At 35.3% G+C, this 14038-nt stretch carries 12 protein-coding genes; 7 read left to right on the top strand and 5 right to left on the bottom strand.

The features are described 5' to 3' along the window. Positions 1–697, top strand: a 697-nt coding sequence (locus H8B04_RS11990) for a transposase (protein WP_190302504.1), incomplete at its 5' end; no start/stop codon positions are given. 11 nt (positions 698–708) lie between these two features. On the opposite strand, the gene H8B04_RS11985 is transcribed toward H8B04_RS11990, so the two are convergent. The 3 genes from H8B04_RS11985 to H8B04_RS11975 form a co-directional block, all read right to left on the bottom strand. Continuing rightward, positions 709–1350, bottom strand: a complete 642-nt coding sequence (locus tag H8B04_RS11985) for an IS4 family transposase (protein ID WP_190302503.1) — start codon at positions 1348–1350, stop codon at positions 709–711. A gap of 295 nt (positions 1351–1645) precedes the next feature. Further along, a complete protein-coding gene (locus H8B04_RS11980) occupies positions 1646–3766 on the bottom strand; it encodes a catalase (protein ID WP_190302502.1) in 2121 nt (706 codons plus the stop codon). Positions 3767–3858: 92 nt separating this feature from the next. Continuing rightward, the gene (locus H8B04_RS11975) at positions 3859–4095 is read right to left on the bottom strand and encodes a hypothetical protein (RefSeq protein ID WP_165289682.1); all 237 of its coding nucleotides are present in this window, start codon (positions 4093–4095) and stop codon (positions 3859–3861) included. Positions 4096–4491: 396 nt separating this feature from the next. Here H8B04_RS11975 and H8B04_RS11970 point away from each other — a divergent pair, with 396 nt between their 5' ends. After that, entirely contained in the window at positions 4492–5778 is a 1287-nt protein-coding gene (locus tag H8B04_RS11970; protein ID WP_190302501.1) for a Gfo/Idh/MocA family protein, read from the top strand. Between the two features lie 94 nt (positions 5779–5872). Here H8B04_RS11970 and H8B04_RS11965 read toward each other — a convergent pair whose 3' ends face one another. Continuing rightward, positions 5873–6430, bottom strand: coding sequence for a lipocalin family protein (locus H8B04_RS11965; RefSeq protein ID WP_190302500.1), 558 nt, complete (start codon positions 6428–6430; stop codon positions 5873–5875). 338 nt (positions 6431–6768) lie between these two features. Between H8B04_RS11965 and H8B04_RS11960 the strand changes: the two genes are divergently transcribed. The 3 genes from H8B04_RS11960 (at position 6769) to H8B04_RS11950 (ending at position 10989) form a co-directional block, all read left to right on the top strand. Then, positions 6769–8100, top strand: coding sequence for a 3-keto-disaccharide hydrolase (locus H8B04_RS11960; RefSeq protein ID WP_190302506.1), 1332 nt, complete (start codon positions 6769–6771; stop codon positions 8098–8100). Positions 8101–8120: 20 nt separating this feature from the next. Continuing rightward, a complete protein-coding gene (locus tag H8B04_RS11955; protein ID WP_190302499.1) occupies positions 8121–9536 on the top strand; it encodes a Gfo/Idh/MocA family protein in 1416 nt (471 codons plus the stop codon). 544 nt (positions 9537–10080) lie between these two features. Next, positions 10081–10989: a cation diffusion facilitator family transporter gene (locus H8B04_RS11950; RefSeq protein WP_165289687.1), complete on the top strand. Its 909-nt coding sequence runs from the start codon at positions 10081–10083 to the stop codon at positions 10987–10989. Here H8B04_RS11950 and H8B04_RS11945 read toward each other — a convergent pair. Next, on the bottom strand, positions 10986–11984 hold the full coding sequence (locus tag H8B04_RS11945) for a D-cysteine desulfhydrase family protein (protein ID WP_190302498.1): 999 nt from the start codon (positions 11982–11984) through the stop codon (positions 10986–10988). The two genes, H8B04_RS11950 and H8B04_RS11945, sit on opposite strands and share 4 nt — an antisense overlap. A 184-nt stretch (positions 11985–12168) precedes the next feature. Here H8B04_RS11945 and gdhA point away from each other — a divergent pair, with 184 nt between their 5' ends. Together gdhA and H8B04_RS11935 are read left to right on the top strand one after the other, a co-directional pair. Next, positions 12169–13500, top strand: coding sequence for an NADP-specific glutamate dehydrogenase (gene gdhA, locus H8B04_RS11940; RefSeq protein ID WP_165289689.1), 1332 nt, complete (start codon positions 12169–12171; stop codon positions 13498–13500). Between the two features lie 120 nt (positions 13501–13620). Further along, a complete protein-coding gene (locus tag H8B04_RS11935) occupies positions 13621–13866 on the top strand; it encodes a hypothetical protein (protein ID WP_165289690.1) in 246 nt (81 codons plus the stop codon). The last annotated feature ends 172 nt before the right edge of the window (positions 13867–14038 follow it).

The following is a 14038-nucleotide window of genomic DNA, read 5'->3' as shown; positions in this document are numbered from 1 at the left end:
GATAGACAGTATACGACTGTGCCAGTATGCCTGCCGTGAAGCGGACTCACTGAAATCAACAGGTGTCCTAGATCCCACACTGTTGCGATTGCAGGATCTGATGGCCTCCAGAAGGAGAATGCTTTCTGAGCTTAACAGTAATAAAACCTACCTGAACGAATTGAGGAATATCAGTGATAAAGCTACCAGACAGATGTTAGAACGGGTTCACAGGGATGCCATTAAAGGGCTTTCGGAATCAATTGCCAAGATCGAGGCAATGATGAAAAAGATTATCGCAGAGAATGATAAGATCAAAACAAATTATGGACTATTAACAAGCGTTCCGGGAATCGGTAATCTTACCGCGATCTATCTAATCTGCTGTACGAACAATTTTGCTTGTGGCAGAAGCGGTAAACAGCTGGCTTGCTATGCAGGTGTGGTGCCTTTTGAGCACAGTAGCGGGATAAGCATCAAAGGACGGAACAGGGTCAGTAACATGGCAAACAAAGAGTTAAAAAAAATGCTGCATCTCTGTGCTATATCGGCAATACAATCTTATCCGGAGTTCAAAGGATACTATGAAAGAAAAACAGGAGAAGGAAAGCCTAAAATGAGTGTAATCAATGCTATTAGGAACAAAATTGTACTCAGGGCGGCAGCTGTCATAAATAAGCAGACACCATATATAAAAAATAGCGGAGCGGCGGCTTAAAAAGATAAAATTTATTTGTTAAAGTCATAACAATCCAAAACGTTCATCCAAGCATAATCAACGTAGCCTCTATCTACAACGACCACACAGCCTTTAGGAAATGAAATAGTCTTGGCGATTTTAGATTCATGTTGTTTACCATCTGTGATATGCACAAAACTGGGCATACAGCCATCATAATCAAGGATAGTATGAAGTTTTACAGCTCCCTTAGCACTGCGGAATTTTGCCCAGTCAAATACACTTAAGCATAAAGGAATAATAGTAGCATCCATTAGATATACTTTACGCTTGAGTCTGTTAAGCTCTGCGCGTCTTGGAGAATCTTTATGCCACAAATCATCCAAAAGTTTATAATACAAATCTCGAAATAGGCCATGATTACGATGTTGGTTGATGTAAGAGAGGTTGGACTTGCTTGGCGTTCTAGAGATACCCATATGACTCATGTTTCCTGTAGTACTACGAAGCCCATTAGAAATATCACGAACGGAATCAGCTGAGGAAAGATGGCAGAAAAGCATACTTACAAAGTGTGTCCAACTATTAATTCCTTTATGGTGTTTATCGGACTGATATTGTTGAACCAATTTGTTGAAAATATTGCGATCTACTAGTCCTAATATCTGAGAAAATACGTTTATATTTACCATGGCGGTGATGGAATTTTAGCGAATTAAATATAGCAATCCCTGCTATATAAATACACCGCCATTTTTTCCCTTATTTTGGACACTACTGAAAATCAACATTATTTATTACGCTTTATTTATAATTGTACATTGAATGATTAAATAAAGGACATTTAATCAACTTTAAATAGAAATCACACACTATCTATTTATTAATAATTAAGTGACAGCTTATCACATTAGATAAGCTGTTTATAAATTTAAAAGCGGAATAAACTCATTTGTTTATTCCGCTTTAATTATATGTTATTTTGGGCTATACGGCCACTTTTCTTGCTTTTTCACGTTCCCAGATTCGATGACCTTTCATAATATGAATAAAATCATCTGTCAGGTTTGCTTTTGATTCTAAAATTATTCCGTCGTCCAAATCCTTAATTAAAGTATCTTCAATTAGTTCTTCAGCCCCTTTAGCAAACGCAATAGCTTTACAGTGTCGATAGGCTTCATTGATAAACTGAAAATAATCAGGTTCAGCTGCTAATGTTTTTACAGAATCTCCTTCAGGTGTGTAAAATGCATCATAGCAAACGGAAGCCTCAGTCAAATAAGTAAATTGAATTTCATCTTCGCCACCTTCTTTAAATTTTATTTTACCCACTTTAGTGCTTATTAAGACAGCTTCAGCACCTTCAGCTTCAAGTGCGGTTTTCATTTTATCGATACTTGCTTTACTTACTCCATTATCCACTAAGAATGCTACTTTACGTGTTTCGATAGAACCTTCACCTGGCTTTACTTCCATAGTTAATGCCTTAGAAACGGTCACTTCGGGCTTTGACGGCTCAATTGGATACTCGGGATGATTGTGTCTAGCGAATTGAACTGTTAATTCATCCAAATCTTTAGGAGGCTCCATTCCCAAATTATCACCTACCGCTTTAGCTAATTTTTGATCAATTTGATTTAAAATTGCTAATTCTCTACGACGAACGTCCACGCTATTGACTTTGGATAGCTCAAAACTGTAAGCAGAAATTATGTGCTCCTGTTCAGCTGGAGATTGAGATTGGAAAAATAATCTAGCTTGGGTAAAATGATCTGCAAAAGAAGAGGAGCGACCCCTAATTTTTTTGGCATCTATTTTCTCAGCATGCGATTCAAATCCTGATTCCCCTTTGAGCATGGCATGATAAGGGCAACCTCCGCCCAAACTATTCGGAAAATAAGATACATTTCCTTTAAGAATATCTTGTCTTCCGAATCCATCTTTTTGATTGTTGTATTTTCCATTTATGGGTCTATTAATCGGTAATTCGTGAAAATTTGGACCTCCTAATCTGTAATTTTGTGTATCAGCGTACGAAAAGACTCTTCCTTGTAATAATGGATCATTACTGAAATCAATTCCAGGTACCAAACGACCTGGATCAAAAGCTACCTGCTCAGTTTCCGCAAAGAAGTTTTCTGGATTACGATTTAATGTCATTGTACCTATTATCTGCACAGGTACAAGTTCTTCCGGGATGATTTTTGTTGGGTCTAAAATATCAAAGGAATATTTTAATTCATCTTCTTCAGGAACTAATTGCACGCCTAAATCCCACTGCGGAAAATTTCCTTTTTCAATAGCTTCCCATAAATCTCGACGATGAAAATCAGAATCATACCCAGATATTTTTTGCGCTTCCTGCCAAGCTACTGAATGCACCCCTAATTTAGGTTTCCAATGGAATTTAACAAAAGTTCCTTTTCCTTCTTCATTCACAAATTTAAATGTATGTACACCAAATCCTTCCATCATACGTAACGATCTTGGGATAGCGCGATCGGACATTGCCCACATAACCATATGTGCCGATTCGGGCATCAGTGAAACAAAATCCCAAAAAGTATCATGTGCCGACGCTGCTTGAGGCATTTCATTATTTGGTTCTGGTTTTACGGCATGTACCAAATCAGGAAAATTCATCGCATCTTGAATAAAGAATACGGGGATATTATTTCCAACTAAATCATAATTGCCATCTTCTGTGTAAAATTTGACAGAAAATCCGCGTACATCACGTGCTAAGTCTGTTGAACCTTTAAAACCGGCCACAGTAGAAAAACGAATGAAAAGTGGTGTTTTTGTTCCCTTTTGAAGAAACTTCGCTTTCGTATATTTGGATATATCAGCCGTTGCTTCGAAAATACCGTGTGCTCCCGATCCTCTGGCGTGTACTACGCGTTCGGGAATACGTTCTCTATCAAAATGTGCTAATTTATCTTGATAAATGAAGTCTTCTAACAAGGAAGGACCTCTTTCACCGGCCTTAAGCGTATTATTATTGTCATGAATATGAACTCCGTCATTTGTAGTCAACGGTCTGTTGGTATTATCTACCAAATGACTATTTATAACTTCTATTTTCTTATTTGATTTTTCTTCTTTCATCGTTTTTAGTGTTTAATCGAGTGATAAGTAAGTGCTGAGCTAATCGATTATAGCTCAGCAATGCGTTCATTTTACAAATTGAATTAGGAGGATTAATCGTGACCTTCTGTTTTTACTATTTTGTTGTAAATACCTAATAGTAAAAATGGAGCTACCCATTGTCCGATGAATAGAGCATCTTTGTCATCCTTTCCACGTGCACATTTTAGCGCTGCTGAAACAGTCATTGCGCCCAATGCTGCACCAAGAAATAAAATAGATGGAATTTTTGAAGTTTGTTTTTCGACAGATTTTGTTAATTGATCTTCGTTTCCTGTAGTTAGTGCCATAATTAATTAAATTTAGTTATGATACAATAACAGAATAATTAAAATAAATGTTTTACTTTATTCATTCTTTAAGAATTATTAACATATATTATTTTGAAACAATTTCATGTTGTAGTTAACAATTCTTGGTCTAGATTAGCACTGACAGATAAATTACTCGATTCAAGTAACATCTATTATACAATTTATTTAAATTGAATATTTTTTATAACTTAAAATTTGTTATAATAAAATTATGATTTGAAAAATTGGTATTTGAAATATTTTTAATTTATTTTACTGCAAATTAACTAATAGATTATATTTTACGTTATTTTAAACTTATAAACTTTAGATAATTACAAGCTTTATTGCATCAATAATTTTAAATCTTAAAACAACCTATAAACTTTTTTTATGAATCGAAAACACTTTTTAAAAGCGGGTGCTTTGTTAGCCGCTACTACTTTTTACACAAGTTCCAATGCAATTGGCTTAACACAATCTTCGAAACTAAGAGTTGGTCTTATTGGAGTAAATGGAATGGGATGGGCGAATTTGAATGCCCTTCTCAAGGTTGAGAATGTAATCTGTACAGCCTTGTGTGATGTGGATGCCAATGTTTTAGGACGCCGCAAATCTGAATTAGAGAAGAGAAATATACAGGTAAAAACATACGAAGATTACAAACAGCTTTTGAAAGATGATGTAGTAGATGCTGTAATAATTGCAACACCAGATCATTGGCATTGTCTAATATACGTGGATGCAATTAAAGCAGGGAAACATGTATATGTAGAAAAACCTATTGGAAATTCGATTAAAGAATGTGAAGTAATGGTTGCTGCAGCTGCAAAATCAAACTGTATAGTTCAGGTAGGGCAATGGCAGCGTAGTCAACAGCACTTCCGTGACGCAATTAAATTTGTTCATTCGGGCAAATTGGGTAAAGTTCGTTTAGTGAAGGCTTGGTCATATGTTGGTTGGAAAGATCCTATTATCAAAAAACCAGATACTCCCGTTCCTGCTGGTGTAAACTATGATTTATGGCTTGGACCTGCGCAAAAAAGAAATTTTAACGAAAATCGTTTCCACTTCGAATTCCGTTGGTTCTGGGATTATGCAGGTGGATTAATGACTGATTGGGGCGTACATATGATAGATTTTGGATTAATAGGAATGAAAGCTTCTGTTCCAAAATCTATAGTTGCGACGGGAGGGGTGTATGCTGATCCAAACACAGCTGCAGAAACACCTGACACCTTAACTGCTTTATACGAATTTGATGGTTTCAATATTCAATGGGAACATGCTTTGGGTATTGAATCTGGACCTTATGGTAGAGATCATGGCGTAGCTTTCATTGGAAATAACGGTACGCTAGTATTGAATAGACAAGGTTGGGAAGTAATTCCGGATAAAAATAAAATGGAGGCGGTGCCTTTACAGCCTTCGGTAGATAATGGTTTGGAATTACACATGGTGAACTTTGTGGAAGCTATTCGTAAAAAAGACAAATCTATTATAAATGCACCTATAGAGGCTGGCAGTCATATCGCTACCATCTCTCAGATGGGTAATATTGCTTACCGAACAGGTAAAAAAATATATTGGAATGATGAAAATAAAAAATTTACGGATGATGAGTGCAACACTTATTTAGCTGCGAAATATCACAATGGGTATAAAATTCCAGCAGTATAGTTTAGCTAATTTGATATAAAAAGAGAGGAATCTTAGTAGATTCCTCTCTTATACGTTCTTAAATAGATATTTCTAATAAACGTATAATTACTAATTATTTAACGTAAGGATTTTCTTTATCATGATCAATCCAAATTAAATCATTTACATCGTATCCAATATTAGTGGCTATTTTGAGATATTGCTCTTTAATACTATTTGGAATAGTTTTTTCCCGAGATAAAATCCATAAATAATCATAATTTTTTCCGCCGATTAGGGCATATTTATAGTCTTTGTCCAAAGCAAAAATATTGTAGCCCGAATAAAATGGTCCGAAAAACGATACTTTTAATGCGCCTTTAGTTTTTTCTTCTCGGAATTTTGCATTTCCTTCCCGCTTTTTCCATTTGTCCTTTACATAATTATACCCAGAGTTTACTACTTTGATATCGCCATTATCTTTCAAACTATATTGAGCAGCCGTATTATTTAGATTTCGTTCATATTTGAAATCTATCTGAGCAATCTCGTACCACGTTCCTACATATTTGTTGGCATCAAAATCTGATACCACACTTGCACCCTTTGGAATAGATCTACAGGAGAAAGTAGCGAATAAACAAGCAATACCTAGAAGTTTCGCAATTTGATAAAATATTTTTTTACTCATATAATTTTATTTGTGTGATTTCTAGATTAACAATTAAAACCTTTTAGGGTTCTGAGCAGGTAAAAATTCTGAAGAAAAATATTGTAAAATATTAGTTGAGACGAAATCTTGATTGGTATAACTGCTAGATAATCATTAAATTGCTGAGATAAACTTCTATTATGAAAAAAATATTAAGAAAATTGAAGCTGTTTGGCGGCTATCAAACCCATTATACAATCCTTACATCAATTATAATAAACTTATAAAAAGAGATCGAAATGTTTAATTTGCTTAAAACTAATTGTAAAATCGTCTGTAGTTCGATTGCCTTAACTACTTTATTCACTTTTAACACTATGGATGCTGTCGCACAAAATAAGACGACTAAAGAAAACTGGACAAACTTATTTGATGGTAAAAGTTTAAAAGGTTGGAAAGCCGTAGGAGGGAAAGCTCCTTATTCTGTTGAAAATGGTGCTATTGTCGGCCGTATGACAAAAGGAACACCGAATTCATTCTTAATCACCGAAAAAGAATATGCGGATTTTATTCTGGAATTGGAAATAAAATTAGAAGGTGATAAGACAAACTCTGGCGTACAGGTAAGAAGTCATATAGATCCACAAGCAAATAATGGACAAGGCAGAGTGTATGGTAGACAGGTAGAAATTGATCCAACCTCTCGCGCATGGACAGGAGGGATTTATGATGAAGCGCGTAGAAATTGGTTGTATCCGTTGGATTTAAACGAAAAAGCAAAAACAGCTTATATAGCTGAACAATATAATCATGTACGGATCGAATCCATTGGAAATGAACTTAAAACGTGGATTAACGACGTTCCTGTTGCATATGTGATAGATACATTGGACGCATCTGGATTTATTGGATTACAAGTTCATAGCATTCCGGCAGATTTGGATGGCAAAAAAGTGTATTTTAAGAATATTAAAATTCAAACTTCTAATCTAAAGCCCAAAGAATTTCCAAAGGATATATATGTAGTGAATTTGACGCCAAACACATTAAGTTCGTTTGAGCAAAATGCAGGTTATAAACTTCTTTTCGATGGAAAGACATCTCAAAATTGGCGCAGTGCCTACCATTATCAATTTCCAACTAAAGGATGGGAAATTAAAGATGGGATAATTAAAGTGTTGAAATCGGATGGTGGTGAATCGACTAATGGGGGAGATATCATTACGAAGGAGCAATTCTCTGCTTTTGATTTGTCATTTGATTTCAAACTTACTGAAGGCGCAAACAGTGGCGTGAAATATTTCGTAACGCTGAAAGAAGAAACAAAAGGTTCAGCAATTGGATTAGAGTATCAATTATTGGATGATGTGAAGCATCCAGATGCCAAAATGGGGCGAGATGGCAACCGTACGTTAGCTTCATTGTATGATTTGATTACATCTAATAAGGATGGGCGAGCGAGACGACCAATAGGAGAATGGAATAGAGGACGTATTGTAGTTGAAAAAGACAATACGGTCACTTATTATTTGAATGGCATTAAAATGTTGAGTTTCGTGCGCGGTTCTAAAGAATTCAGAGATTTAGTCGCTATTAGCAAATATAAAGATTGGGATAAATTCGGGGAAGCGGAAAAAGGTCATATCTTATTGCAGGATCATGGTGATGAGGTTTCATTCCGTAGCATTAAAATTAAAGAACTAAAGTAGCCAAGAAAATATCAACAACTATGAAACATTATATGTCTCGTCGTAGCTTTATTTCTCGTACTGCCTTGGCAGGAGGTGGGCTACTTTTATCGAATAGCTTATTCGCTAACCTTGCTTTAGCCAATGCCAATGAACGAGTTAATCTCGCTTGTGTCGGTATTGGTAATCGTGCCGGAGAAATTATTAAGGAATTATATAAAACAGGTCTTTGTAATATTGTAGCGCTGTGTGATGTGGACTTGGGCGCTAAACATACGGAAGAGATCTTGAAACTGTTTCCGAACGCAAAACGTTATCAAGATTTCCGTAAAATGTTTGATGAAATAAGCAATGAATTTGATGCTGTTTCCATTGGAACACCTGATTTTGCTCACTTTGCAATAACTATGCAAGCTATTGATTTAGGCAAACATGTGTATGTGGAGAAACCTATGGCACACACGTTTTTGGAAAATGAATTGCTTATGCAAAAAGCCAGAAAATTCCCCAAAGTAGTGGCACAAATGGGTAATCAAGGGCACTCAGAAGCTAACTATTTTCAATTTAAAGCTTGGAAAGATGCTGGAATTATCAAGGATGTTACTCGCATCGACGCCCATATGAATATGCCAAGAAGATGGCACTCTTGGGATCCAAATATTAAAAATTTCCCAGCAGCAGAACAAATTCCTGATACAATGGATTGGGAACTTTGGCAAATGCAAACTAAAGGTCATCAGTATAATAAGGATTTTGTAAATGGTCAATGGCGATGCTGGTACGACTTTGGAATGGGAGCGCTAGGGGACTGGGGTGCTCACATTTTGGATTCGGCGCATGAATTTTTGGAATTAGGTTTACCAACTGAAGTACAGGCTGTCAAATTAGATGGACACAATGCTTTCTTTTTTCCAATGTCTACTACATTGAAATTTAAATTCCCTAAACGGAAAAATTATCCTGCAATGGATATCAATTGGTATGATGGTTTGGATAATTTGCCGCCGATTCCTGAAGGATATGGTGTATCAGGATTAGATCCCAATATTCCTCCGCCAAGTACGGGAAAATTGGAGCCAGCTAAATTAAATCCTGGCAAAATAATTTATGGAAAAGATTTAACCTTCAAAGGTGGATCCCACGGAAGTACGTTGCAAATTATTCCTGAAGAAAAAGCCAAAGCTTTAGCTTCCAAACTTCCAGAAGTTCCTGCAACGCCATCAAATCATTTTAAAAATTTCTTACAGGCTTGTAAAGGTTTGGAAAAAACACGTTCGCCATTTGAGATTGCTGGGCCTTTAAGTCAAATATTTTGTTTGGGTGTAATTGCACAACGATTGTACAGCAATATTGAATTTGATCCAAAATCAAAACAAATCACAAACAATAGGTTTGCAAATGCTTTGCTAATTGGTCCGCCACCAGCTAAAGGTTGGGAACAATATTATAAAGTTTAAAATTAGTATGATAAAAAATAATGCCTCGTTAAAAACTTAACGAGGCTAACATTTACTTAGGGATTGAATAAATATAAGGCTAACATGATATTAAATTTACTGTCACTTTGTTTGGCGAAATCCAAATACTGATGAGCTATTTTTATCGCTTTGGGATATTCTTTATTGAAATAATAGTAGTCTGTAACGTTGGAATAACATGAATTTATATAGGCTAAATCATCTTGAAGAATTAGAATTATTCATGGCTGATGTAATCCCAAAAATTACTATTAAGAAAATAAAAAGGATTCTGAACATTAGACTTATGGGTTAATAACAGGTTTAAAGATAATAAATTGTTTAATACTTATAGTTATGTATAATTAAGTAGTATTTACCAGCGATTTGAAACTGTATAATTTGTCTTATAATTTATATTATGTTAAATAGAAAAATATAATAACTGTCTCTTTCGTGAAAAATATCATAGAATTCCCATGTTTAAAACTTTAATCTTATATTCAATTATTATTGGCTTATTTTGTAGCCTAATATTAATACCATGTCTACGAAGCAATCACGTGCAGCAAAAAGAACAATTTACTTCAGTATTCTCGGAAGTTTTGGCTTAGCTCTGATCAAGTGGCTTGCGGGGTTCTTTGGAAATTCATTTGCGTTGATTGCGGACGCTATAGAATCTACATCAGATATCTTTTCATCCATCTTGGTTTTATTGGGTATTAAATATTCTGAACGTCCAGCGGACAAAACACATCCTTATGGACATGGACGCATTGAACCTTTAATAACCTTTATTGTCGTAATATTTTTGGTAATTTCGGCAACCTTCATTGCTCACCAAAGTCTTATCAATATTCGAACTCCTCACGATTTACCAAAGCCTTGGACTTTAATAATCTTAGGATTAATTATCATTTGGAAAGAAATAAGCTATCAAGTTGTGATGCGTAAAGCTCGAATTTTAAATAGTAGCTCTCTCAAAGCGGACGCTTGGCATCATCGCAGTGATGCAATTACTTCGGTGGCTGCTTTTATAGGTATTTCGATGGCTTTGTTGCTTGGCGACGGATATCAATCTGCTGATGATTGGGCTGCTTTATTCGCTTCCGGATTTATAATTTATAACTGCTACCGCATTTTCAGACCTGCTTTAGGGGAAATTATGGATGAAAATCTTTATGAAGACATGGTTGAAGTAATAAAAGAAAAATCTCTTAATGTTAAAGGATTAATTGCTACGGAGAAATGTTTTGTGCGTAAAAATGGAATGTACTTTTTGGTTGACATTCATGCCATTGTTCCCTCGGAATTTACAGTAAAAGAAGGTCACGATATTGCGCACAATCTTAAAGATTATTTGATGGCAGAAATGCCTGAGATTTCGAATGTCTTCGTACACATCGAGCCGTTTAATCCAAAAGTGTACGAAGCAATGACTAATAATAATTAAAAATATTGGGGATAGGCAAATATTCCAGGCATACCTCCTGTATGAATATAAAGCACCTTCTCTCCTTTCTTAATCACATTATTTTGTATATCCATCAGCAATCCTGTAAACGCTTTCGAAGTATAGACAGGATCCAAAAAGATGCCCTCATTTTTAGCTAAAAACTTGATGGTGTCAATATGAAAATCCGAAGGAATGCCGTATGCTGTCCCGCTATATTCATTAGAAACCACGGTATCGGAGGCCGAAAGCGAAATTTTAGATTCACATAATTCCAGAGCTTCGTTAGCAATTTTTAAAGTGTGCAGTGCCAATTCGCCTTGATCTGGTTCAACATTATATGCTTTTATATTGATTTTAGTTTCTGAAAGTGTTTTTCCTACGACTAAGCCTCCATGTGTTCCACCAGACCCCGAAGCTGTGGCAATCAAATCAAATTGAAGGCGCATGTCATTTTGCTGTTTTATTATCTCAAAATAACAGTCTACGTAACCTAATGTACCGAGTGCATTTGAGCCCCCAACAGGAATCACATAAACTTTACCACTCTCCTTTTCTATGGTCAATTTTCGCTCTTCTATAGCTCTGTAGGCTTTCTCATTGTCTGTAACCTCATGAATAGTTGCATTAACAATATTATTCAGAATTATATTTCCATTGTTAAAATAAGATCCCTCCTTAACAGGTACAGACTTTTTAAGAAAAAGTTCGATTTCAAAGCCGAACATTTTAGCAGCAATGGCGGTCATTCGCGCATGATTGGATTGAATTGCTCCGACAGTGAATACATGGGTAGCTTTTTGCTTTTCTGCCTCCCCCAACAAATATTCCAGTTTACGAAGTTTGTTTCCGCCAAATCCGACAGGAAACAAGTCATCGCGTTTAATGTATATATCTACACCTACGGCTTTGCTTATTCTCTTTAGATGATATATAGAAGAAGGCTGCTCGATTAATTTTACCTTCGGATATTTTTTTAAATTTATTCTCTTCATGCCCGTTATATTTGAATCAAGATACTAATTTATCTATTATTACCATACATTTATTCTGAAGATTGCTTTTGCAATTATTTTGTGACTTTTAATCAAAAAGCTTCCTAAAAGTAGTATTATCACAGGTATAAAATGTATATTTGGTAAATTTCATTACAAATTAATACAAATCTATCAATAGAAAATGCTAAATTTTAAAAACTTTATTGATTACGTTGAAAGTCAAAATCCTCACGAGCCTGAATTCTTGCAAGCAGTGACTGAAGTCGTAGAAGATTTAATCCCTTATATTAACGAACATCATCCGGAGTATGCTGATCTGAAAATCTTGGAAAGATTGGTAGAACCTGAACGTGTGGTGTCATTCCGTGTCGCATGGGTGGATGATCAAAACAATGTACAGGTCAATAAAGGTTATAGAGTTCAAATGAATAGCGCTATAGGACCTTACAAAGGAGGGTTACGCTTTTCGCCAACTGTAAATCTTAGCATTTTAAAATTTTTAGCATTTGAGCAGGTTTTTAAAAATGCACTAACTAGTCTTCCTATTGGTGGTGGTAAAGGCGGTTCTAATTTTGACCCTAAAGGAAAATCAGATAATGAAATTATGCGTTTTTGCCAAGCCTTTATGACTGAATTATATCGTCATATTGGATCAGAAACCGATGTTCCGGCGGGTGATATTGGCGTTGGCGGACGCGAAATCGGTTATTTGTTTGGACAATACAAAAGAATCCAAAATAATTTTACTGGTGTTTTAACAGGTAAAGGTGTGCAATGGGGAGGTTCTTACATTCGTCCTGAAGCTACGGGATACGGTCTTTTATATTTTGTAAAAAGCATTTTCGAAAACGAAAATGACACACTAGATGGTAAAGTAGTTGCTATTTCCGGAGCAGGAAATGTTGCTTATTATGCCGCGGAAAAAGCACTTTCTTTCGGAGCTAAAGTAATCACCTTGTCAAACAGCACGGGGACTATTTATGATAAAGACGGCTTTACACATGAAAAACTAACTTACATTGCTAAATTAGGAAGGAATTTAGAATCCTTCCCTGAGAAATACCCATCTGCCACTTTCCATGCCGGTGAAAAACCTTGGCAATTCGCATGTGATATTGCGCTTCCTTGTGCTACACAAAATGAATTGAATGAGGCTGATGCCAAGCAGCTTATTGCGAACGGCTGTACATGCGTAGCTGAAGGCGCAAATATGCCATCTACAGCTGAGGCAATAAAAGTATTCCATCAAGCAAAAATTGCCTATGCTCCAGGTAAGGCAGCAAATGCTGGTGGTGTAGCCGTGTCTGGTTTAGAGATGTCCCAAAACTCAATTGGTCAACAATGGAATTCAGCCAAAGTAGACGACCGTTTGAAAGCTATTATGGAAAACATCTATAAAACATGCGTGCGTTACGGAAAAGAAAAAGACGGTTATATAAATTACCTAAAAGGTGCAAACTTGGGTGGATTTATCAAAGTCGCCGAAGCTATGAAAGCGCAAGGTGTTTTATAGAATTATTAATTTTTAATTGTTTAATTCATAAAGGAATAATCGCAAGGTTATTCCTTTCATTTTTTTGCTTTGCGTTAGTAGATTTATTAGTTTCTTTGTAACGAATTATAGTATACGAGCATGAGGACATTAGCAGAATTACCACATCCCGAATGTAAGATTACCATTTTCGGGATGAATCAAAAATATATTATCAAGTTTGAACAGGGTTCTTTGGAACAGACTTACAAAATAGCAGAAGCCGATATTTTAAACGGAGTGAATGGAGTTTTTGAAATTTTAGACGAAGACTTTATAAGTAAAGTATTAGAAAATTTTTCCAATATGCGAACAGCTTTTATTGATACTTATAATAAATACAATTAAATACTTTATTTAAATAATTATTGTAAACACCTGTTAATAATGTAGTTAAATTCAATAATATCAGGATACCAAATATAATTTGGCATCCTGATATTTAAAATATCTTAATTAACACTTTGTTATCAATAAGTAAGTTAGATAATTTATACAATTCATTGATATTTAACAAATT

The sequence above is a fragment of the Sphingobacterium litopenaei genome (genome assembly GCF_014692495.1).
GTDB lineage: Bacteria > Bacteroidota > Bacteroidia > Sphingobacteriales > Sphingobacteriaceae > Sphingobacterium > Sphingobacterium litopenaei.
Note: the sequence above shows the minus strand (reverse complement) of the source record. Positions and strands in the feature narration are given on the sequence as shown.

Bases quoted from the DNA above. Each gene is read 5' to 3' on its own strand.
- H8B04_RS11980 (WP_190302502.1), bottom strand. From the start codon at position 3,766: ATGAAAGAAGAAAAATCAAATAAGAAAATAGAAGTTATAAATAGTCAT.
- H8B04_RS11965 (WP_190302500.1), bottom strand. From the start codon at position 6,430: ATGAGTAAAAAAATATTTTATCAAATTGCGAAACTTCTAGGTATTGCT.
- H8B04_RS11935 (WP_165289690.1), top strand. From the start codon at position 13,621: ATGAGGACATTAGCAGAATTACCACATCCCGAATGTAAGATTACCATT.
- H8B04_RS11945 (WP_190302498.1), bottom strand. From the start codon at position 11,984: ATGAAGAGAATAAATTTAAAAAAATATCCGAAGGTAAAATTAATCGAG.
- H8B04_RS11960 (WP_190302506.1), top strand. From the start codon at position 6,769: ATGGATGCTGTCGCACAAAATAAGACGACTAAAGAAAACTGGACAAAC.
- H8B04_RS11950 (WP_165289687.1), top strand. From the start codon at position 10,081: ATGTCTACGAAGCAATCACGTGCAGCAAAAAGAACAATTTACTTCAGT.
- gdhA (WP_165289689.1), top strand. From the start codon at position 12,169: ATGCTAAATTTTAAAAACTTTATTGATTACGTTGAAAGTCAAAATCCT.
- H8B04_RS11970 (WP_190302501.1), top strand. From the start codon at position 4,492: ATGAATCGAAAACACTTTTTAAAAGCGGGTGCTTTGTTAGCCGCTACT.
- H8B04_RS11975 (WP_165289682.1), bottom strand. From the start codon at position 4,095: ATGGCACTAACTACAGGAAACGAAGATCAATTAACAAAATCTGTCGAA.
- H8B04_RS11955 (WP_190302499.1), top strand. From the start codon at position 8,121: ATGAAACATTATATGTCTCGTCGTAGCTTTATTTCTCGTACTGCCTTG.
- H8B04_RS11985 (WP_190302503.1), bottom strand. From the start codon at position 1,350: ATGGTAAATATAAACGTATTTTCTCAGATATTAGGACTAGTAGATCGC.